At 39.8% G+C, this 21,901-nt stretch carries 19 protein-coding genes; 14 read left to right on the top strand and 5 right to left on the bottom strand.

What is annotated here, in order from left to right; translation table 11 throughout:
• Position 1: 1 nt before the first annotated feature.
• Complete coding sequence (locus ED557_08600) at positions 2-2,068, bottom strand: T9SS C-terminal target domain-containing protein (GenBank protein RNC83822.1); 2,067 nt, start codon at positions 2,066-2,068, stop codon at positions 2-4.
• A 64-nt stretch (positions 2,069-2,132) separates the two neighbouring features.
• Positions 2,133-2,975: an SDR family oxidoreductase gene (locus ED557_08605; protein ID RNC83823.1), complete on the bottom strand. Its 843-nt coding sequence runs from the start codon at positions 2,973-2,975 to the stop codon at positions 2,133-2,135.
• A gap of 88 nt (positions 2,976-3,063) precedes the next feature.
• Between ED557_08605 and ED557_08610 the strand changes: the two genes are divergently transcribed.
• Complete coding sequence (locus ED557_08610; GenBank protein RNC83824.1) at positions 3,064-3,435, top strand: co-chaperone GroES; 372 nt, start codon at positions 3,064-3,066, stop codon at positions 3,433-3,435.
• Between the two features lie 82 nt (positions 3,436-3,517).
• Complete coding sequence (locus ED557_08615; GenBank protein ID RNC83825.1) at positions 3,518-4,426, top strand: MBL fold metallo-hydrolase; 909 nt, start codon at positions 3,518-3,520, stop codon at positions 4,424-4,426.
• A gap of 61 nt (positions 4,427-4,487) precedes the next feature.
• On the opposite strand, the gene ED557_08620 is transcribed toward ED557_08615, so the two are convergent.
• Positions 4,488-8,990: a hypothetical protein gene (locus ED557_08620; protein RNC83826.1), complete on the bottom strand. Its 4,503-nt coding sequence runs from the start codon at positions 8,988-8,990 to the stop codon at positions 4,488-4,490.
• A 32-nt stretch (positions 8,991-9,022) separates the two neighbouring features.
• Positions 9,023-10,993, bottom strand: coding sequence for a hypothetical protein (locus ED557_08625; protein ID RNC83827.1), 1,971 nt, complete (start codon positions 10,991-10,993; stop codon positions 9,023-9,025).
• A gap of 148 nt (positions 10,994-11,141) precedes the next feature.
• On the opposite strand from ED557_08625, the gene ED557_08630 reads away from it, so the two are divergent.
• From ED557_08630 to ED557_08655, 6 genes are all read left to right on the top strand, one after another.
• Positions 11,142-12,401: a hypothetical protein gene (locus ED557_08630; protein RNC84044.1), complete on the top strand. Its 1,260-nt coding sequence runs from the start codon at positions 11,142-11,144 to the stop codon at positions 12,399-12,401.
• A gap of 72 nt (positions 12,402-12,473) precedes the next feature.
• On the top strand, positions 12,474-13,394 hold the full coding sequence (locus ED557_08635) for a cation transporter (GenBank protein ID RNC83828.1): 921 nt from the start codon (positions 12,474-12,476) through the stop codon (positions 13,392-13,394).
• Positions 13,395-13,668: 274 nt separating this feature from the next.
• Entirely contained in the window at positions 13,669-13,848 is a 180-nt protein-coding gene (locus tag ED557_08640; GenBank protein ID RNC83829.1) for a hypothetical protein, read from the top strand.
• Positions 13,849-14,002: 154 nt separating this feature from the next.
• Entirely contained in the window at positions 14,003-15,028 is a 1,026-nt protein-coding gene (locus tag ED557_08645) for a transporter (GenBank protein ID RNC83830.1), read from the top strand.
• 94 nt (positions 15,029-15,122) lie between these two features.
• The gene (locus ED557_08650) at positions 15,123-15,701 is read left to right on the top strand and encodes an SCO family protein (GenBank protein RNC83831.1); all 579 of its coding nucleotides are present in this window, start codon (positions 15,123-15,125) and stop codon (positions 15,699-15,701) included.
• Positions 15,698-16,147, top strand: a complete 450-nt coding sequence (locus tag ED557_08655; GenBank protein ID RNC83832.1) for a copper chaperone PCu(A)C — start codon at positions 15,698-15,700, stop codon at positions 16,145-16,147. Before ED557_08650 ends, ED557_08655 begins: the two co-directional genes overlap by 4 nt.
• Positions 16,148-16,318: 171 nt before the next feature.
• On the opposite strand, the gene ED557_08660 is transcribed toward ED557_08655, so the two are convergent.
• Positions 16,319-16,801 carry a hypothetical protein gene (locus ED557_08660; GenBank protein ID RNC83833.1) on the bottom strand — a complete coding sequence of 161 codons (483 nt, stop codon included), beginning with the start codon at positions 16,799-16,801 and terminating at the stop codon, positions 16,319-16,321.
• A gap of 254 nt (positions 16,802-17,055) precedes the next feature.
• Between ED557_08660 and ED557_08665 the strand changes: the two genes are divergently transcribed.
• The 6 genes from ED557_08665 (at position 17,056) to ED557_08690 (ending at position 21,896) form a co-directional block, all read left to right on the top strand.
• Positions 17,056-17,847: a hypothetical protein gene (locus ED557_08665; GenBank protein RNC83834.1), complete on the top strand. Its 792-nt coding sequence runs from the start codon at positions 17,056-17,058 to the stop codon at positions 17,845-17,847.
• A 6-nt stretch (positions 17,848-17,853) separates the two neighbouring features.
• The gene (locus ED557_08670; protein ID RNC83835.1) at positions 17,854-18,504 is read left to right on the top strand and encodes a hypothetical protein; all 651 of its coding nucleotides are present in this window, start codon (positions 17,854-17,856) and stop codon (positions 18,502-18,504) included.
• On the top strand, positions 18,504-18,884 hold the full coding sequence (locus ED557_08675; protein ID RNC83836.1) for a DUF423 domain-containing protein: 381 nt from the start codon (positions 18,504-18,506) through the stop codon (positions 18,882-18,884). Before ED557_08670 ends, ED557_08675 begins: the two co-directional genes overlap by 1 nt.
• A complete protein-coding gene (locus ED557_08680; GenBank protein RNC83837.1) occupies positions 18,878-19,162 on the top strand; it encodes a DUF427 domain-containing protein in 285 nt (94 codons plus the stop codon). Before ED557_08675 ends, ED557_08680 begins: the two co-directional genes overlap by 7 nt.
• A gap of 68 nt (positions 19,163-19,230) precedes the next feature.
• Positions 19,231-19,551, top strand: a complete 321-nt coding sequence (locus tag ED557_08685) for a hypothetical protein (GenBank protein ID RNC83838.1) — start codon at positions 19,231-19,233, stop codon at positions 19,549-19,551.
• Between the two features lie 56 nt (positions 19,552-19,607).
• On the top strand, positions 19,608-21,896 hold the full coding sequence (locus tag ED557_08690; protein ID RNC83839.1) for a TonB-dependent receptor: 2,289 nt from the start codon (positions 19,608-19,610) through the stop codon (positions 21,894-21,896).
• Positions 21,897-21,901 lie beyond the last annotated feature (5 nt).

Genomic DNA, 21,901 nt, shown 5'->3' on the forward strand with positions numbered 1-21,901 from the left:
CTTATTTGATTAGCATCATTTTCTTTGTTTGAATAAACCTACCAATTTTTAACTGGTAAAAATATATCCCACTTGATAAACCGGATGCATCAAAATTTATGCTATGGCTTCCGGCACTATAGTTTTGCCCAGAAATCAATCGGCTTACCTCTCTCCCCATTACATCATATACAGCCAAGTTCACACTAGCTGTAGTATTCAGACTAAACTCAATGTTGGTAGTTGGGTTAAATGGGTTGGGATAGTTTTGAGAAAGAGATATTTCGGTTGGTACTACTTGAGAACCATCTTCTTCTGAATTGGTAAGAAATATGGATTGTCCATAATCACTCTCATAAATAGCTAAGATTTGCTCCCTTTTCTTGAAAAGCTCCGTACTGTCTTCAGCAAAAAATAGTGCCGTTATAAAGTAAGAACTGGAATTTACCGGAAGCTCAAATGGACCAACTCCCATAATTACCATTGGCTCATCTGAAACTATTGTGCCTGGCATTACAAAATCAGGATTGGAAATCTGTGAGTTAAAAATCCGATCAAACATCCATGTATCGTCTCTTAGATTATTTCCGCTTTCATAGTAGGGGCGAGTGTTCAGATCATAAACCGTTAAGTCTCCATTCTCCGCTTCAAGCATATCCAATTCTCCAAAATTAGGTTCTCCTTGGGTTGGAATGCCATCGGCTTCGCCTTCATCAGGGCCCATATAATTCTCATTTCCAGGACCAATCCCATCTCTTCCTACATCATCAATCAATTCTTCCCCTAAATCCGGTTCATATATTCCATTTTCGTTCCAATCTTCGAAAGGAACCCAATCAAGATCTTCATCACCTGTCCACCATGATCCGAATTGATAGGCTGGAAATTCGTCAAGAGGGATAAAAACATTATCAAATCGGTCTCGATTGTAATTAGCATTTAAGTACGCCTCAATAGCAGTCTGACCCTCAATAAGTTCCCCTGGGCCATTAAACTTGGATTCATCTATTATCCCATCATTGTCATCGTCAATACCATTAGTCTCATCTAAAGAGTGCTCAAGCAGCATAAAACCAACATACCCTAAATCATATGTATCACTGCCGACCTGAGTAGGTTCGCCAACACCATCACTATCCCATAACATGATCATATTGTGCTCAGGAAATAACTGTGCATTGTCGTCATCTTCTTCAACACCTAACCCACTTTCAAGAAGTATGGAAGTCCAGACTTCTTCAAGATCTTTTTCGCTTACATTAGTCATGCGATAATGTGTGAATAACATATCCTTTCCAATTCCATCATTAAATTGAAAAGTCCTTACTTCTGTTTGAATCCCAAGCCCCCCCATTGATGAATCAGAGGGGGAAGGTTGGTATACTCCAAAAGTACTATGGGGGCCTTCGACCTCCTGACCAAATGAATATTCGTGGTCTGAAAAATCATCCATCACATAAAAAGTCTCCTGGTTCCCGGTAGCGAGACCTTTGCCTCTAAATCCATTCCAGCTTCCTGGCCACCCGGCATCTGTAGTCTCGCTTAGTCGATCCGGCCATGAATTAGGCCAGGAAGTATTGTCATCAGAAGTTGCCGGAACAGGGCTGGCTGAAAAAGTAATTGGGTCTACTCTGGAAATATTATGAAACCCGTTTAGCGGTAGCCACCCCCAAATATTACTTGAATATGGGCTTACTCGTATCCCTGCAGCCTTATAGTTAATAATTACAGGATTAAGTGTGGTATCTCGAGCACCCTCGCCATAATAATACGACCATTTTGCTTGCTCACCCACTACTTTTGCTGCTACAATAAATCCAACTCCATCAATGTGCCTGCCACCACCACCAGTACAGGTAGGATCAAATCTATCACAAGTTAGGTTTGGCCATATCCCCCAGGGCAAATCTCCCCACCTGGAATGTTCTCCATGATTGCGAAAATTAGTTTGGATAGCATTGCCTTCCAATATCCCACGAGCAATCATCTCCTGAGTGCCACGGTATTCATCTATCGAAACCCTGGATTGACCGATTGCCGTTTGGGATATAAAAAAAAGGCATACACTAAAGAGAGCAATATTTTTCATTGACCGAATAGGTTAATTAGTAAACAGGGTATTGATTTTCTATCTCCTTAGCAACAAAGTTCCATTAACTATCGACTACCGATTCACTATACTCCCAAAGTTTTTCCGCGTACTTTTTATTCCGGGCTATTTTTGAAGGGGTGGTGACTTTGCTGTTTTTGAAATACGCACCGTTTACTTCTTCTACTTCATCTGATGTTGCCAGATATATGGTGGTCTCTGCTCCCTGGCGGTTTGATTTCATAAAAGGCCCACACATTTTCCAGAAAAGCTTGAACACACCGGAGCCATTATTCCCAAAATTAGAACGAATCACTCCGGGGTGGAGGCAGTTAACTGTTACATTGGTTTCTTTAAGCCTGTCAGCTAATCCTACCGTGAACAGGATATTGTACAGTTTAGAATTTCCATACGCTGTCCAGTTACTGTATCCATCTTTTAGCTGAATGTTATCTGGATCAAAACGCCCTCCTTTATGTGCATCTGAAGCCACATTAATAATCCGGGCTCTTTCTGCTGCTTTTAAATGATCTAGCAGGAGGTTGGTAAATAGGAAATATCCAATATGATTTACTGCAAAGGTATACTCTAAACCATCAACGGTTTCCTGGTACTTAGCTGACACCAGACCATGATTATTGATCAGCATGTCGATGGTTTGATATGTTGACTTAATTTTTTCTGCAGCACTTCGAATCTCAGATTGAATGGAGAAATCACAAAGAATGATTTCCATACCTCCACCATGCACTTCTTCCTGGATTTTTCGTTTAGCTGCTTCTGCCTTGTCTTCATTTCGGCAAACCATGACAACAAAAGCCCCTCTTTTTACTAGTTCTTTTGTGGTTTCGAAACCAATTCCTGAATTAGCTCCTGTTACTACGCATAGTTTATTATTTAAATCCATAATCGAAATGGTTAGATCGTTGATCTTGTTAACATACTCGAACACACAAAAGGTTCGCAATGTGTATCTTTGACGAAAAATATTCAGAATGATTCAGGAATATCTTAATTCTATCGACAAATTTGTTGTTGTTGGTGATCGGGTGCTTATCAAACCCCGGGATATGGAAACGCATACCCGTAGCGGCCTGGTTCTACCAGCATCTGTAAAAGAGAAAGAAGAAATTCAAAGTGGATATATCTTAAAAACAGGTCCCGGATATCCCATCCCAAATCATGATGTAGAAGAAGTGTGGAAGGCTACTGAGGACACCCGTTATATTGGTATGCAAGCCAGCGAAGGTGATTTGGCTATTTTTTTGAAGAGCAGGTCATTCGAAATTGAATTCGAAAACGAGAAATACCTGATTGTCCCTCACTCAGCAATTTTGCTACTCATCAGAGATGAAATCGAGGGGTAAATAAGACCTCAAATCTGGTAAACGTTCTTGCTTTTCTTTCGGTTGTTTGCTTGTTTCAAACTCCACTTAACTAATACTATTTATGAAACGACGTGATTTCCTCTTCAATTCTGCTTTAGTTGGAGCAGGTGCTTTTCTTCCTCTTAATATTTTTTCAAATACTTTTTTTAGGCGTGATTTTTCCCTCATTCGGAGAAATGTGGGAGTATATACAGAGCGCGGAGGTACTATTGGGTGGCTATTAAATGATAATGCTCTTGTTGCTGTGGATTCACAGTTTCCGAATTCGGCAGCCAATTGCATTGCCGGTTTAAAAGAGCGTACCAGCAGGAAAATGGACTATTTAATCAACACACATCACCACGGAGACCACACAGCTGGTAACTCAGCTTTCAAAGATTTTACTACTCATATTGTTGCTCATGAAAATGTACCCGGGTATCAGTTAGCTGCTGCAGAGAGGAGAGGGCAGGAAGTAGTCGACGCCCAGGTCACGGCAGATCTTACTTTTTCTGACAAATGGAGTCAAGAAGTTGGCGACGAAACTGTTCACGCAACCTATTATGGGCGTGCTCATACAGGTGGAGATTCAGTTATCTATTTTGAAAATGCGAATATAGCCCACATGGGAGATTTAGTTTTCAATAGAGCCTACCCTTTTATCGATCCGGGAGCGGGTGCTTGGATTAAAAACTGGGTTGAAGTTTTACGAACTACAGTTAATGAGCTACCAGCAGATGCCATTTATATTTGTGGTCATGGAAATGCCAACTATGGAATCCAGGCTTCAAAAGGAGATGTGCTCAGAAAAAGTGATTTCCTTGAAGAACTTTTGATGTTTACTCAAAAAGGAATAGATGAAGGAAAATCAAAAGAGGAAATTGCCAGCGCAGAGGTGATACCGGGTTTTGAAGACTTCCAGGCTCCGGGTTGGGGGCTAACCCTTGAGTTCAATATCAATACAGCGTATGACGAACTCACCTCAAACTGATGATGGTTATTCGTTATTGGTAAGGTGATTTCACCAAAAACGAATAACCATTAACAAATAATCAATAATCGAACTGATATCTAAGATCAATACCATTTCGTGTATCCGAACTTTGAGTAACAATTAAGTCCAGATACTTAGAAAGAATGTATTCCAATTGGAACAAGGTTTTTGGAGTTGAACCTGAAAGTTCGTTTATGATTGCAAAGAAGGTTCTCTCGTTTAGGTACCATCCCGTTTTTATGGAAGTTGTTCCGGTTGTACTTGTGTTGTCTATCTGAACTATATCTACTCCCAGTTCTCGGGTAGCAAGAGCTTCTACTTCATCCAATAACACGTCTGTTAATATATTTCTTGTTGAGGTATTGCTGTTTACCGCAAGTATTTGCTGCCAGGATTCTACACATGGATTCGCAAATAAAGTGTAGCAAATAATTTCCTGTTCTTCCATCTCTGGGTTACTTTCAAAACGGAACTTCGGATCTTTTTGAGTTCCCTCGCTGATATAAAATAATTCTATGGATTCTCCCTTTTGGCGAGTAGGAGGAATATACTTTCCACGCACAAAAAGTTCGGGGTCATCCACAGGACCACTAAAGATAAATCTCGCTTCTTCGGTAGTAAACAACTTACCCAGGGGTCTTATGTAGCCTTTGGTTCCTTCTAAAGTACCAAATAAGGAAAATTCTTCATTCGTAGTTTTATGAGCATCCAGATTCCCCCTAACTTCTATTTCCATATCTGGATAATTAGCATTGCGCACGTAGAAATCTCTTTCTATTTCAATTACCATATCAATGCTCAGTGAGTCATATGGACTAAATGATGAAGCTTCTTCTCCTTCAAGTATTACTTCTTCTACCGAGTTTTCACCAAAGCCTTGTAGCCTAAAAAACCCATTCTTCACCGTTATTTCTCCACTGGCAACCGGGTTAGTAGCTTTACCAGTAAGCTCACTACTCAAATCAATAATCATATTATAATTACTTGTATTAGCCAGTTTCAATCGAGTTGCACTAATGTTCAGATCCAGAGCCTCCGGGTAAATACCTTCTAGTGAAATAATACCATCAGCACTAAGATTCCCTCCTCCGCTTTTCATCTGGAACTCGTTTACTACTAACCCATTTTGAGCAAATTCTAAATTGGAACGGATATCGGTTAGTGTGATACCTGCTTTTGGTACATCTACTTCAGAATTCGATAGTCTGAGATATCCTGAAGGAAGCAAATTTTCTCTGGTACCCTGTAAGCTAATGTCTGCATCTAACCTTCCGGTTAAATCCCTTAAGTACCTTTTATCGAGAAAGTCATTAAATACGGCCAGATTAAAAGCATCGGTTTTAGCGTATACCTGGATATTCTCGCTCTCATCAGGTAAAACGACTTCAAAGTTTCTGAAGTCATACTCAATGGGGTAAATCACATCAATATCAGCAGCTCGTTGGTTTGCTGTCATAACAGATGCTTCAAGCTGCAGCCCTCCTTGTTGGATATCATAAGTAAAACTCGCCAGCACCGAATCAACAGCAATACCTGATAAAGTTGGATCATCTAATTCAAAATCCCCCTGGAAATTTGGATCACTTGCCGTACCACTCATTGTTCCATCAAAACTCAGGACTCCATCGGTATCGGTAATTCCGAACTCAGTAAGAAAGGCTTTAAAGCGAGATAATTCAGAAGGTTTTACCGTTAACGAACCTTCCACGGGCTGCTCAAAAAAGGTCTCTTCTTTTTCATCTGGTCTACCCAAAACAAAAGGTACATCCAGATTTCCTACTACCCGGTCTTCTCCATCCCAGTTTATGATTCCGTTTGCCTCCAGACGCTCTCTTATAATATCAAACTGAAGTGTTAACAGATCCGCTTCTATTTCTCCATACTTTAGCCCTTCCAGACTAAGAGCTCCACTTCCAGTTGTTTCCTCTACCGATTTATTCACAACCAATTCACCTGAAAGGACTCCATCTACAAAGCGCTCCCCAAAAATTACTTCGAGTAACAAACCCACATCAAAATTCTGCCCTTCTACCCAGCCATATTGTTCAAGACTATCGGCATAGGGAATAGAAAGAGCAAGAAAAGCGCCCCCTTGCGAAGCCAGATCCAATGTATCCGTAGTGACGGAGTATTCCAGGATTTCAACATGAAATGGCCTTGTTATCGATAGCTCAGATTGATTAGTAATAAAATCAAAACGATCAAAGCGCATGTTGATCCTCTCTTCAGATACATCTGCTACAATAGCACCTTCTTGTATTAGCTTACCACGATCACTACCTACAATTTCGAGTTCAAATCCGGCGCCAAGTGTATCATCACTTGCGAAACCCTGAGAAATTAGTTGTATATCCTGAAAGGTAATCCCACTAACAACTGGTGATTGTACGTCTACATTAAGATCGAAATACTCATAGTCGGTAAGCCTGACAATTATATCTCCATCAATTTTAGACGAGGTAAATAAACTGTCAACCCTTATATCTTCAAGATCAAGAGCCATGGTTCCTGTTAATACCCCACTCGTATCCTGAGTGACCCTCCCTTTAAAAATTCCATTGGCTTTTAATACTTCTACCCCCGCTAAAGGTGCAAGGGGCTGGATATTCTTCACATTTAAATCTGCATTCAGCCAATTCTCAGGATCGGTTTCATCTGTTACATTTTTCCTTCCCGTAAATGATCCATCTGCTATATCACTTTTTAATATTCCTTCATCAATATTGAGTACACCTTCAGAGAACGTTAGTGATGCTGTAGCTTCCTCCATCTCTGCTCCATTGATAATACTAGAGGAAATATTTACTACTGCGGAAATGGTGCATTCTTCCAAATTTAAACCCTGCCCTAGTCCACTAACATCAATATTGATGTGGGTAGGAAATTCACTCAATTCCTCAATTGAACTTATATCAAAACCTTCTGAAGATAAGTTATAAGTAAATCCTGGTTGTTCAGTAACGAAATCAGTAAGTGTACTACTAAGCTCAACTTTACTTTCTTCTATCTCTACAGAGCCTTCGATTGTTACTTCATCTTCAGTAATACCTCCTTCGAGATTAAATACTACTTCCTGACCATTAACCTTGCTATACCAGGGCTTTAGATCCCAATTAAATACTTGGTTCCCGCTCTTTTTTGCTTCTTCGACCATCTTTCTGAATTCTGATGACGTTGGAGGCGCCTTTGGAGTATTAATTCTAAAATCTATTGGGCTATCCGATAGCTTATATCCCCTTCCTTCAAATGATCCACTCAAAAATAATTCTGTATCAAGGTATTGATTGTTTGTCCAGTACCCTGCGTTTAATTGCTCAATCAAAAACCCCACTCTCCAACTGGCGGTATCGCTTGTCACATCATAAATATAAGGGCTCGCATTAAGACGCTCAGCCTGATGTGTATTAATCCCGAAATGAGCGATTAGATCATCATCTTTATAGGTTCCGCTGGCAATAATGCGATCAAGGTAATAATCCTCTATCCATACCTCGGTGAATGTAAATCCCCAAATCACATCTGATTGAACTAAATCAGGAAGCATTTCACCGGAAAAACTCATCCTAAATTCTCCCAACTTAGCTTTAATTGAATCCCGGGTAAGCATGGCGATATTTATTCCGTCACCTGCTATGCCAAATCTATGGATAGTTAATTCATTTGAGGCATTCAGGTTTGTCCTCAACTCGAAGTTTGGAACATACTGATGATCAAGCAGCATCACTATTTCTAAGCTATCCAGTGCCCCGGACACTTCCAGGTTCATAGATAGATCTTCATCAATGAGTTGGGCATCCAATATATCTCCCAGATCCACTAAAGCCAGAGGACTGCTCGATGCGCTTGCTGTCATCGTAGAATCTTTTGTATCAACTCCTGCTTGTGCTGTTAGTACTGACTTTCCGGTTTCTATGACCAGACTCTCCAGAGAAATCTGTTCCTCTTCGGCAGAGGCGGAGGCCTTCACTCTTACAGGTTCCGGAAGCCTTCCCTGGTTAATGTAAAAATCGAGTGAAGACAAAGAAGCACTGAACGTGTCCGTGCTTTTATAAGAAGCCATAAGGTTCAACGCTCTTATTGATAATACGGTATCGGGTAAATAGGTAGCCGAATGCACATTAATATCAAATGAAGACAATTCAATACTTTGAATTTCGAACTTTGTGCTTTTTTCTTCTCCTTTTCTGCCTTCACTTGACTGATTTTCCTTTGCGAGCTTCTGTACATTAAATACAGAATCTGCATGTTCATACATATTTAAAAAAGAACCCTCACTCTTGATGCTTTTGATCTCGTAAACATCACCCAAAAAGCTCCAGATATTATAGCTTGCATACACTGTTTGTGAACTAAATATGGTATCCGTATCCATGATCATGATGCCAGAAAGTTCAATTTCTTTCCACAAGTCTCCTTCAACATCTTCTATTGTAAGAGTACCATGCAGCTGCTCACTTGCTATCGAATAAATCTTATTCTTAACGAATTCATGGGCTAACTGAGTAGTAAGCATAAAGCGGCCAAGCAGAAGTATTGCAAAGAGCACCCCTACTGAAATCAAGAGTCTTCGGATTATATGTTTGTCTTCACCGCTCAAAAAGCCTGTCCTATGCTAAAATGGATAGCCCATCGATCTGTCCAGTTACCTTCATCAATACCCCCATCAAACCGATTTAAATCAGCCCGACTCGGATTTATCTTATATCCTACATCTATCCTTATTGGTCCAATTGGGGATTGATACCTGAGCCCTCCTCCAACTCCAAATTGGAGACCGGAAAAATCTATATCTCCCAATTCTGACCAGACTTGTCCTCCATCAAGAAATGCCGCCATTCCAAAGCCTTTTAGAATCCCGTTTAAATCCTGCCGAAGTTCCACATTAAAGTTAAATACAGCCCTTCCACCTTCAGGGACATAAGAAAGCCCCGTTACCGGAGAAGTTTGAGAAGTATCGGTAGTTGATACCACCCTCTTCGGACCCAATTGCTGAGTTCCCCAACCTCTTACTGAGTTTGTTCCCCCTGCATAAAACCTGATATCACTCGGTAAAGAATCCTGTTTAGCATAATAAATGGCTCCTCCTCTGGCGCGAGCAGCTAACACAAGTGTAGGATTGAGTTCCGTATACTTTCTAACGTCTATCGAAGTTTTTTGGAAACTGAATGTAGATTCCCCGAATACGCCTGATAACTCCAAAAATGGTTGTACCACTACACCTTCTCTATCTCTCCTCACGTGATTTGTGTAGAACAAACTTCCGGTAATAGAAGAAATATTATAAGAAAGAAGACTATCCGTTTGTACTTCAAGTTCTGTAAACTCGCTGGCGCTTCTCACATTGGATTCATCATTAATGGCGTATTCATAAGAGAATGTGCCGGTCAAATTCCGACTGTATTCGTAGCCAAAAGTATTAATGATACCAGCCGATAAGATGTCATAACTCCGCTCGTCTCTGAATTGATAGAATGGGTTTATAATCACACTACTTTTTGTATTGTATATATACGGGAAAACATATTCCCCGCTTATCCTTCGATTGTAATGAGAATACCTTCCTGATATTGTAAACTTTTCCCCTTTTCCTCGAACATTTCTGTACGTCCAGCTGGCCTGCGTTCTAAACAGCTTATAGAAGTTATCCAATGCTAAGCGTTCATCTAACCGATCAAAATCACCGGCTCCGAATCGAAACTGTAGTGAGCGCAATGGGAGCTCTTTTACTCTAAGTAATAAATTAATGGTGGTATCCATTGGCTGTTCCGGAATAGATACTAAGGCAAGCCGAAAGAGATGATGTTTAAACACTTCTCTTTGCGCCTCTCTCAAACTCCGTTCGCTAAAAAAATTGCCTGACTCTAACCCACTCTCCCGAATAATATATTCTTCAGCAAGCGTTGTTTCTCCTTCAACGTGAATCGTATCAATTCGTGCTCTTGGGCCTGTTTGAGTAGCTACCACCAGGTCAGCAGCTTTAGCTGTTGTATCAATATATGCCTGAACTCTAGTTTCAGAATATGGAAATCCTAACTCACGAAGACCTTGTTCAATGCTCGCAATTACTGCAGGCTCTCTTATAGGTTCATAAATTCTGCCCTTTCTGTAAGGAAGCCTTCGAACAGCCCTCGCGAAACTCCCGTCTTCTGAAATAAGCACACTATCTTTTTTACTTGATACTAATTGAATCTCAATCGAATCAGTGCGGATGGGTAAGTTTTCTGTTACAGAAAAAATAAGATGCTTTTTCCAGCTCCTGTTCAGAGTTTCAATTCTATACTCAACTTCCACATCATTAAACCCTCTTCTTTGATAGAATCTTTGAATTCTAATGGCGTCTCTTCGAACTTCAGTCTCAGAAACCTCAAACCCTTTTTGCCGAAAAAAAGTGAGCTTTTTCCATGCAGAGGGCTGCTTATTGGCGATATATCGTTTTAGTACTATATCTTCGAATCTTTTATTTCCATCTATGCTAACTCTCCAAACCCGATCTGGTTTCTCATTGGATTCTTGGGCTAGCAGTAACGCCTCCTCACCTGGGATCGACCAAATAATCAACCCCAAAAAAATGATATGTATAGCCTTGTAAATGATAGACCTTCCGTAATCTTAGAGTGACAAAGTATAACCCGAAGTTTTATTATTTAAAATTGATGAAAAAGTTTGTGGCTATTCATTACTATTCATGCAACTACTACGGGGCACATATTCTATGAATAAATTACTCATACTTACGATTGTTCCTATTATTGCATTGGGTTGTAAGTCATCGGAAAATTTTACCGGCTTTTCTTACGATCCTCCTGGGGTAACCAACACCACAGGTGTTACAACCAAACAGCAAGCTAAGCGTGTTATTGGTGTTGGAACTCCGAAAGTTTGGGTAGGCAATGAATTTGAAGGCGCCAGAGCAAATGATTTTGTGCAGCTAAATGAAGATACCTACCAGGTTACGATTTACCCTGAAAATGCACCCATAAATAACAGCCCATGGTTTGCTTTTTCAATATGGAGTGACTCTTCAAGAGCAATAAATCTCAAATTACTTTACAAATCCGGAAAGCACCGTTACAAGCCTAAAATTACTGGGAAAACTCAAGGCGTTACCTACACACATATTATTGAACAGATAGAGTACGATACTACCGACGGGAGTGTAACTTTCGCTTTGCATGTCGACTCTGCTAAGAAAACGGTGTCGGCTCATTTCATGAATGGGATATTATTTTCTGACCTTCAAAAGAGCCATCAATCACTCCCTGATTTTGTAACGGTTGATACCGTAGGTTTTTCGCATATGGGCTTCCCTATCCTTGAATATACTTCTGATGCTCCTGAGCCTGGTTTAGGGGCTAATCCTGTATTGGTTTTACTAAGCCGACAACATCCTCCTGAAGTTGCTGGTTATCGTGCTTTTCAGTCACTTTGGAGGGAGTTAATTTCTGATTCGGAGCTAGCTAAATCCTTCAGGAATCATGTTACTATTAAAGCCTACCCCATGGTAAACCCTGATGGAGTAGTAAACGGACACTGGCGTCATAATTTCAAAGGAGTTGATCTAAATCGGGATTGGGAAAATTTCAATCAACCCGAAACTAAGGCTATCAGAGATGCATTAGTGAGCCTCGTTTCTGAATCGGAATACCGGGTGTTTTATGGAATAGATTTTCACTCCACCAACGAGAATATACTTTATCCCATTTTGGAGGAAGTTGTTACCACTCCGGATAATTTTACTCAGCGCTGGGCTTCAATCATTAAAGAGGAACATCCCGATCTCTATTTCAGAACTGAGGAATTTGACACCAATTCTCCAATTGCTAAAAACTGGATTTACCATAGTTTTGGAGCCGATGCAGTGACTTTTGAAGTAGAAGATGAACTAGACCAGGGACAAATTCATTTACTTGGTGTTCAATCTGCACAATCGTTAATGACCTTGCTTCTGAAAGAGTTGGAAAATACCAAATAATAGCGCTGTATATAGCTATCTGAGCATCGATTTCTAGTATTTTCTTAAAAGTGGCTGTACCTTTCTTTCGTTATGGCTCACGATCATAAACACCATCATCATCACCATTTTAATGATTCGTCTATATGGAAATTGTGGGTTTCCATATTCCTGAATCTGGTAATAACAATCGCTCAATTTATCGGTGGCATACTATCAAACAGCCTGGCTTTACTTTCCGATGCTGTCCATAATTTAAATGATACCTTGTCTCTGGTTATTAGTCTTGTAGCTCGTAAGATTTCAAAAAAAGGGGTTAATCAAAGCAAAACCTTTGGGTATAAAAGAGCCGAGATCATTGGAGCCTTTATTAATCTTATCACCCTGTTGATAGTCGCTCTATTTTTGATTAAGGAAGGCCTTGAACGATTTTTTTATCCTCAGCCTATCGATGGCTTCACTATGTTTTGGGTAGCCATTATAGGATTGATTGGCAACTTTGTAACCGCGGCTCTTCTATTCAAGGAATCGAAAGAAAACCTCAATCTTAAGAGTGCTTACATCCATATTCTTTCTGATGGGCTTTCATCCGTCGGGGTAATTATTGGTGGATGGCTCATCTACACCTACAACTGGTACATTGTAGATACCATCCTTACTGTAGCTATTGGAGCCTATATTTTATTCCACTCCTATCACATGCTTCGGGAGACTATTGAAATTTTGATGCAGGCCAAGCCCGGTGAGCTGGATTTGGAAAAACTTAGTTCAGAAATGCTTCAGGTTAAAGGGGTTTGTGATGTACACCATCTTCATGTTTGGAGCCTGGACGAAAGCCAGGTGATGCTGGAATGTCATGTTGTAATAGAGAAAGAAGATCTGAAGCATATGGAAGAGATCAAGTCTTCGTTAAAAAAACTTCTGCACGACTCTTTCAATATTTCCCATTCAACCATGGAGTTTGAATTTGAACCTTGTACCGCTCATTATCACGAAGCTGGGCACTCGCATTAAAAGCTGTAAATCATTCTTTCAGAGAAAACATGTCAGAGATTTTTTATGAGAAGTAAAGTACCTTCGCAATGTGAAGAGAGCAGGATCCATATTATTACTTTCCCTTTATATATTTTCGATGGTACACACCTTAGTACCCGTACTAAGTTTCTATGTTAACCATGAGTATATCAAAACGCATTTGTGCCGATCTCTTACACAACCCGAGTTTAACGACTGTGATGGCTTCTGTTTCTTGAAAAAAGAGATTGAAGAGCATCACCATCATCACGACATGGATGATCATGGTGCGGCAGTTTATGTGCCTAAAGTGCCTTACCTGTACTTACCGGAAATTCATCCTGTTTATTCAAATGGAATATTAGCTTCGGAAAAGGATCTTAAAGCACGTCATGATGATCGCTTGCCCGATCAAATTTATCCGGATATACTCTCACCACCTCCCCAAGGTTAACTCTGCCTTAGATTTATTAATAGTTCATCTATATGCCATTGGGCATTATCGATGTATGCCTTGTAATTGCTTTAGATGACAAGGGAAGATTCCTATTTATTCATAGGCCTTTCCGATTTTTCAAACAAAGAAATTCTAATTCAAAGTTAACCCAATGAAAAAATTAACTCTATTGGTGGTAACGGTACTTTCTTTTACCACCCTTGTAAGCGCTCAATGGAGCTCCGGAAGACCTGATGGTCATGCACCTATCAATGTGATGGGAGATCATACCCACAAAAAAGGGGAGATCATGTTCTCATACCGATTTATGTGGATGAATATGGATGGTAATGGTGATGGAACTGACGAAGTTTCAAACTCCGGCTTACTCCGTCCAAACGGCGGAGCCTATATGGTTGCTCCGGTTACTATGCCTATGCAAATGCACATGCTTGGTGCCATGTATGCTGTAACAGATGACCTCACACTAATGCTGATGCTTCCATACCAAAGCATGGAAATGGATCACATTACTGCAATGGGAGGGGAATTCGTTACGGAATCTTCTGGTCTCGGAGATATCAAGCTTTCAGGGATGTACAATATCTATGCAGGTGGCAGATCTAAATCACATGTACAGCTAGGCGTTAGTTTTCCAACAGGTACCATAGATAATAAAGATGAAAACCCAATGAGCGACGGTGAAGATGTCACACTACCTTATCCTATGCAAATTGGATCAGGTACCTTCGATCTTCTTCCGGCTATAACCTACCTTGCTCAAACCGATCAATTTTCTTTTGGTTCTCAACTCAAAGGAGTGATCAGGCTTGGCGAGAATGACCAAGATTACACGTTTGGAGACCGGTTGAGCTTTGTGAATTGGATAGGATATAAACTCTCAGATATTTTTAGCCCACAATTAAGCCTCAACCTTTCTACCTGGGGTGACATTAGTGGCGAAAGTCCTGACTTGGCCATGGCTAATTCAGATGTGGTTGTACACACTGTTGATCCCGACTTAAAGGCGGGAACCCGTCTGGATTTAGGGATTGGTTTGAATATCCAGGGGCCTGGAGATTTACATGACTTACGTTTTGGAGCTATGTATGAGCTCCCTGTTTACCAAAACTTGGATGGACCCCAAATGTGGAATGCAGGAATCCTTACCTTAGGGTTGCAATACGCTTTAGATTAAAAAAGGAAAGTCATTCTGAGCGAGAGCGAAGAATCTAATTGGGTATTCGATTAGATCCTTCGCAGGTATGCTCAGGATGACTGTTTAAATAACTATGAAACAGTTCATTTACTTCACTCTCATTCTTGTCCTTGCTTCAGCCTGTAACCCGGGCCCGGAAATTATCGATGATCTAGGCGATAAATCCTTCCAGCTTCTTAACCAGGATAGTGTTTTAGTCACATTTCCTGATGATTTTCAGGACAAATATGTAGTAATGGGATTTGTATATACTAATTGCCCGGATATCTGTCCTCTAATTACTCAGAACCTAATTAAGATCCAGAAGGATCTTGGCTACCCGGAAAACGTACATTTTCTGGGAGTAAGCTTTGACCCAGAGCGAGATACTCCATCGGTGCTATCCAGGTATAAAGAAGTATTCAATCTGGATAAAAACTTCGACTTCCTAACGGGGAATCCTGAAGTAGTCTCCGAGTTAATGGATAGTGTGAGGGTTCGTTCCCAGGTTTCTATGTCAACTACTACCGAAGATGGACGCGAGCTTTACTTCTTAAACCACTCGGATAAGATTATGGTCTTGGATAAAAAATCGAGGATCATTATTGAGTATGGTGGGAGTATGCCTTCCGTTCCGACTCTAATCGTGGAGGACTTTAAGGCACTTCGATGAAGAAACTTTTGATTTTATCTACCGCACTATTCCTTTTTTCATGTTCAGAACGAGAAAAAGAAACTGTTACCGAAACTGGTTCTATAACTATTGAACAAGGATGGGCCCGGCCTACTGCCCAAGGATTAATGAGCGCTGCTTATTTTGACCTGGTTAATACCACCAACTTAACAGACACTTTGATTTCTGCTCAAAGTTCTGTCTCTGACAATGTTCAAGTTCATGAGACCTATGAAACGGAAGATGGCCTTATGGGAATGCGACAACAGCCTTCTGTTGCCTTAGCCAAAGAGTCCACAACTTCATTTAAACAAGGTGGATTACATATCATGATTATCCAACCAAAAGTGGACTTGATAGAAGGAGACAGCCTCTCCATTACATTGAGTTTTTCTTCGGGTCTGGAATTAGAAGCCAGGCTTCCAATTGGGAGCCAGCCAAACTAGGAGTTTTTGAGTATGAGCTTAAATAAGAAGCATTCTCTAAATACTATATGAAGGTCATTCCGCGGTGGAGGCCGGAATCTGTATTGATATTAAAAGCTTAATTAAGATTCCTGCCTTCGCAGGAATGACTAATAATCTTTGAGATAGTATCAGGTAGTAGTCTTAGACTAATTAATGAGAAGCGTAAATAGTTGTTGTTCCATCTTTTGCAATCAATAGCACATCATAATTGTCTGCTTCGCGACCAGGAACTTCCATACCTGGTGAACCAATAGGCATTCCGGGAACAGTCAATCCAATAGCATCAGGGCGCTCCTTCAATAATCGTTGTACATCTTCGATAGGAACATGACCTTCAACAATATAGCCATCTACAAAAGCAGTATGGCAAGAAGCTAACTCTCTGGTAATTCCATTTTCTTCCTTGATCTCATAGAGATTCGGAACTGGCTTTTCAATTACGGCAAATTCCTGTTCGTTCATTTTATCAGCCCATTTTGTACAGCACATACACCCTTCATTTTTGTACATCACAACTTCAAGCTTTTCGGGTTCAACGCTGATTTCAGTTGCCTCGTTTTTAGGCATAAAAAGCACGATAGCAAACACGATGGTAAACAAAGTACCACCCAATAATATTTTTGAATTTGACATGGGATTAGAATTCTCTTTGGTTTGGAATTTGAAAGATAACAATCAAAAGCCTTCAAACCTTCCATTTTTTTTCAACTAGTTAATAGTTGCTTTAGAAGATGCATTTGTAGTATATACTTATAGACTAAGGATCTAATTCAATGTAAAAATTTAACATCGTAATCTTGAAAAAATACTCACTCTTTTTATACATCATCTTTCTTTTCTCCGCTTCTTGTTCTGTATTAAAAAAAGCTCAAAAGGACGATTCTACGTTGAGATTTAATTTTGAAGTTGGCGATACTTTCATAATGAACACAGACGCCGAGATAATAGCAGATCAACTTATGATGGGTCAGGAAATTAAAACCATTCAAAAGATTACTAGCTCGGAGAAATATGAAGTTCTTAATGCTTCCAGTGATCTATATACAATCAAAATGACTTACCTAAAAACTACCTCTGATACTGAGAGCCCTATGGCTTCTGTGAAATTAGATTCTGAAAGAGGCGATCCTACTGACATAATTCTATCATCTCAAATGGGAAACTCATTCATTTTTACAATAGACAAGAAAGGAAATTTAGGTGAAATTACAGGGTTAGAAGAAATAAAAAGTACAGTTACTGAAAAGCTTAAAGGAACTATTTATGAGACAGCAACGGAGGAAGCTATTAAGATGTACTCACAGGAAAGCATAAAAACCTTACTTGAAAACATGTTTCTGTTTTATCCACAGGAAGAAACCGATCAATGGTCAATAAGTCGTAACGGGAGCTTTAATAATATGCCTGCCCAAATTGAAACCGATTACTCTCTTTTAGAGGAGACTCAAATTCTCGCTCAAAGTAATGTGGTGATTGAAGGTATTGGGAATTTTAATGGTTTTGATATGGATATGGATATTTCTGGACAACAAAATTCTACTATTACATTAAATCCCCAAAATGGTCTTCCTATTTCCATTGTAACAAGCAATAGTCTGGAAGGAACATTAGTGGCTCAAGGATTAAATATAGCTACCGAGATAAATTCTCAGTTTAGTATCACTATAACCCAACAATAATTCGCTATGGAATCGAACATCTATTCTTATGAAAATGAAGAAATCAAAGTAACCTGGGACAAGAAACGATGCATTCATGCCAAAGAATGTGTACATGGCTTACCAGAGGTGTTTGATATAGAACAAAAACCTTGGATACAACCTGGTAAATCCAGCACAGATTCTGTTGCAGAAACAGTTATGCGTTGTCCTACCGGGGCTTTACAGTTTGAACGTAAAGATGGTGGGCAAAGTGAGTTGGCTCCCGAAAAAAATTCGCTGAAAATTGAGGGGGATGGTCCATTATATATTCACGGCGCTATGAAAATTGAAGGAGTGGATGGCACTACCTTCACAGAAACAAGGGCTGCTTTTTGCCGTTGCGGACAATCCCAGAACAAACCTTATTGCGATAACTCACACATAAAGGCGGAATTCAAAGCTGATACTTCTTTTAGTGATGAACGATTGAAGCTTGAAGAAACCGAGGAAACAGGAGGAGAATTATCAATCAGAGTTCTTCCGAATGCTCCATTTGTTATTGAGGGCACCTATTCACTCCAGGGAGAAGAACAGACGATTAATACGAAGAAGAAAATGAGTTTCTGCCGCTGTGGAGCTTCCAGAAATAAACCTTTCTGCGACGGAGCTCATAAAGTTATAGGGTTTGAAGGCTGATGAGCCCGAGCAGAACTATAGCTTTAGCTGGTTTTCTTATGATGCTTGCTATCGCACTTGGGGCATTTGGTGCTCATGCACTTGAGGGGCGCCTAACACTAGAAAGACTAGATACCTGGCAAATAGCCGTTCGCTATCAGGTTTGGAATTCCCTGGGCATTATTGCCATGGTGTTGGTAGGAAAACACTTTATGGTTGATACCAAAGCTATGGGGCTTTCATTAATCTTCGGAATTGTCATCTTCTCAGGAAGCCTGTACACCCTCTGCCTTACTAATATTGGAATTTTTGGAGCCATTACCCCCATTGGTGGACTTCTTATGATTATTGCCTGGGGACTTTTTGCATGGAAATTATTTATTAATACATCAGAATCATGAAAGCTATTTGGAATGGCCAGGTCCTGGCCGAAAGTGACGACATTATTACTATTGAAAACAATCATTACTTCCCACCGGAATCTATAAACGAGAAATTCTTTACGAATAGTGATATGAACACTACATGTCCCTGGAAAGGAGTAGCTAGTTATTATACCATCGAGGTTGACGGAAAGACCAATCCTGATGCAGCCTGGTATTACCCTGAACCCTCAAGCGCTGCTAAGGGAATTGAAGGGCGTATTGCCTTTTGGAGAGGTGTAGAATTCATTAAATAATACTTAAGCTTATCTTCACACTTTCTTCATAATCCGACTCTTTATTTAGAATAATTCTAAATAAAGTAATGGAAAACTCAATCTTATTAGCTGAAGCAGATTGCTTCCAAATCATACAATTCAAATCATGTGGTCGTGTTGGGGTCAGATGTAACAATACACTCCTCAGCTTTACCCAAATCGAATACGAAAAATTTGTTGAGTCTTATCAGAAAATTAGATTCGAGAGACATTCAATCCTGTTCCCAGACAATGTTACTAGATTGATAATGAATACGCCTGCTCATTGTATTCAACTTTGCTTTAATGAAGAAGAGTACACTGCTTTTAAACAGATTCTAACTGAGGCTATAATAGTTTTAAGGGCCAAAACAATTATCAATTCATAGTGTCTTCACAAAATCTTCACATTTCTCCGGTTTATTTGGATCAATTCTAAATAGCTTTGATTCGAATCGTGAAGTTTTACAAAAATTTCTTCCTAAGAAATTTTCTTTTTCTACTCATCTCCATTCCTGTTTTAGGCCAAGATTCATCTATTGAAGGGGTTATACTTTCAAAAGATGATCGAGCACCTATTCCCAATGCAAACATAACTTTATCTATCGATAAGGGCACTATATCCGATTTAAAAGGAGAGTTTGAGTTCGTGAACTTAGAACCGGGTACTTACACTGTTAATGTCTCAAGCATAGGTTTCGAAGATTATAACACCACCATTGAAGCCCCTGGAATTAAACCACTAAGAATCTTACTGGTACCTAAAGTTTATAAAAGTGATGTAGCTGTAATAACGGCTACTCGCACCGAAAAATCATTAGCTGATGTCACTGTTCCGGTAACAGTGATTGGAAAAGAAGAAATAGAAAGAACTGGTAGCATTCGCTTAAGTGATATTCTTGACGAACAGATTGGGATGAGTATTGTTAATGATCATGGTACCGGAATCCAGGTGCAGGGATTTGATCCGGATTACACCCTAATCATGATTGATAATCAGCCGGTTATTGGTAGAACTGCTGGTACCCTCGATTTAACCAGATTGGCAATTGGTAATGTTGAACAAATTGAAATTGTAAAGGGCCCTTCATCTGCACTCTGGGGAAGCGATGCACTAGCCGGAGTAATCAATATCATAACAGAAAAAGGAAATGCTCCTTTATCGGCGGAATTAACCTCGCGTTATGGATCAAATGAATCTTATGATGGATCAGGAAACATCAAATTTAAAAGCGAAAAGTTAAGCGGGAATCTATTTGGTAATTATACCCGATCTTCTGGTTTTGACTTAGACAATACTACTGTTACACCAACCATTCCTCAGTACGATAACATTACATTGATGGGAGGAGTCGATTACCGCCTCAATGAGACGTTCAATCTTGGAATAGATGCTCGTTTTTATGAAGAATCGCAGAGTTATCAAACTGAAGTTGATAACCTTCTTTTAAATGGAGATGAAAGCCAAAAGGATTACAGTTTTTCTCCAGGTATTTCTGCAAATATCGGAGAGCGATTTCTTATTGAGGCGAATGCATTTTTAAGTCGTTTTGAAAGCGAAACAGTTTTAGATGAAGATGAAAGCGGAGACAATTTTTCATTATCTACTTTCGACCAAACCTTGAATAGGTTTGAATTAAAAAACTCGGCGTTTTGGAATCCTAAAAATGTATCTGTATTCGGATTAGGAATGAACCGGGAAGATCTTGTAGCAGAAATTTATGCGGATGTCCCCTTTTTCGATAGCTATTTCCTATTCGGGCAACATGAGTGGAAACCTATCACGGAAATATCACTTGTTGGAGGTTTTCGTTTTGACTCACACAGCGAGTATAGTTCACAGCTTACGCCAAAATTCTCCGCCTTATATAAGGCAAGTGATATTGTTAGTGTGAAAGCATCATTGGGGGGTGGTTTTAAAGCTCCTGCATTCCGTCAATTGTTTCTAAATTTTACCAACTCAACGGTAGGATACAGTGTATTTGGCACCTCTACAGTTATCGAGGGCGTGGAAGATCTTCAAACAAGGGGAGAAATACAGGAGCTGTTCTACGACCCTGTAGAATTTACTGATATAACTCCTGAGCGTTCTTTTTCTTTCAATACCGGTTTTGATATTAAGCCAGCTGTTGGCTTGAAAATGACCATTAACGCATTCAGGAATAACGTACGTGATCTGATTGAAACAGAAAGAATCGCTTTAAAAACAAACGGTCAATCCGTTTTCTCTTATATCAATCTGAATAGAATTTATACTCAAGGGTCTGAATTCCAAATTACCTATACACCTAGCTTTCTTGAAGCATTTACCTTTAGCATGGGGTATCAATATCTGGATGCACGCCGAAAAATTACCCGTACTTTTGATGATGTAGTTAATGGAGAGGTAGTAACCATTACCGAGCAAGAGTATGTCTCTATGTTCAATCGGTCAAAGCATACCTGGAACTTCAAGACTTTTTACCGAATCCAACCTTGGGACGTAGAGACAAGCTTGCGATTGAGGTACAGGGGAGAATATGGATTCGCAGATTTCAACAGCAATCAGCTTTTGGACGATAACGAATATGCAGAGGCGCATGCTATTGTAAATGCCACTATTGCAAAAACCTTTAAAGATCGATATGAGCTAATGGTTGGTGCTAACAACCTCCTCGATTACAATCATCCGCTTTACCTACCCTCTGATCCGGGTACCACTTTCTTTGTACAACTGAATATTAACCTATACTAAAAATA

Origin of the sequence: Balneola sp. (genome assembly GCA_003712055.1) — a bacterium.
Lineage (GTDB): Bacteria > Bacteroidota > Rhodothermia > Balneolales > Balneolaceae > RHLJ01.

Excerpts from the sequence above, each read along its gene's own strand:
- ED557_08615 (RNC83825.1), top strand. The coding sequence starts at position 3,518 with ATGAAACGACGTGATTTCCTCTTCAATTCTGCTTTAGTTGGAGCAGGT.
- ED557_08635 (RNC83828.1), top strand. The coding sequence starts at position 12,474 with ATGGCTCACGATCATAAACACCATCATCATCACCATTTTAATGATTCG.
- ED557_08630 (RNC84044.1), top strand. The coding sequence starts at position 11,142 with ATGAATAAATTACTCATACTTACGATTGTTCCTATTATTGCATTGGGT.
- ED557_08600 (RNC83822.1), bottom strand. The coding sequence starts at position 2,068 with ATGAAAAATATTGCTCTCTTTAGTGTATGCCTTTTTTTTATATCCCAA.
- ED557_08660 (RNC83833.1), bottom strand. The coding sequence starts at position 16,801 with ATGTCAAATTCAAAAATATTATTGGGTGGTACTTTGTTTACCATCGTG.
- ED557_08605 (RNC83823.1), bottom strand. The coding sequence starts at position 2,975 with ATGGATTTAAATAATAAACTATGCGTAGTAACAGGAGCTAATTCAGGA.
- ED557_08685 (RNC83838.1), top strand. The coding sequence starts at position 19,231 with ATGGAAAACTCAATCTTATTAGCTGAAGCAGATTGCTTCCAAATCATA.
- ED557_08675 (RNC83836.1), top strand. The coding sequence starts at position 18,504 with ATGAGCCCGAGCAGAACTATAGCTTTAGCTGGTTTTCTTATGATGCTT.
- ED557_08640 (RNC83829.1), top strand. The coding sequence starts at position 13,669 with ATGGATGATCATGGTGCGGCAGTTTATGTGCCTAAAGTGCCTTACCTG.
- ED557_08670 (RNC83835.1), top strand. The coding sequence starts at position 17,854 with ATGGAATCGAACATCTATTCTTATGAAAATGAAGAAATCAAAGTAACC.
- ED557_08610 (RNC83824.1), top strand. The coding sequence starts at position 3,064 with ATGATTCAGGAATATCTTAATTCTATCGACAAATTTGTTGTTGTTGGT.
- ED557_08645 (RNC83830.1), top strand. The coding sequence starts at position 14,003 with ATGAAAAAATTAACTCTATTGGTGGTAACGGTACTTTCTTTTACCACC.
- ED557_08650 (RNC83831.1), top strand. The coding sequence starts at position 15,123 with ATGAAACAGTTCATTTACTTCACTCTCATTCTTGTCCTTGCTTCAGCC.
- ED557_08655 (RNC83832.1), top strand. The coding sequence starts at position 15,698 with ATGAAGAAACTTTTGATTTTATCTACCGCACTATTCCTTTTTTCATGT.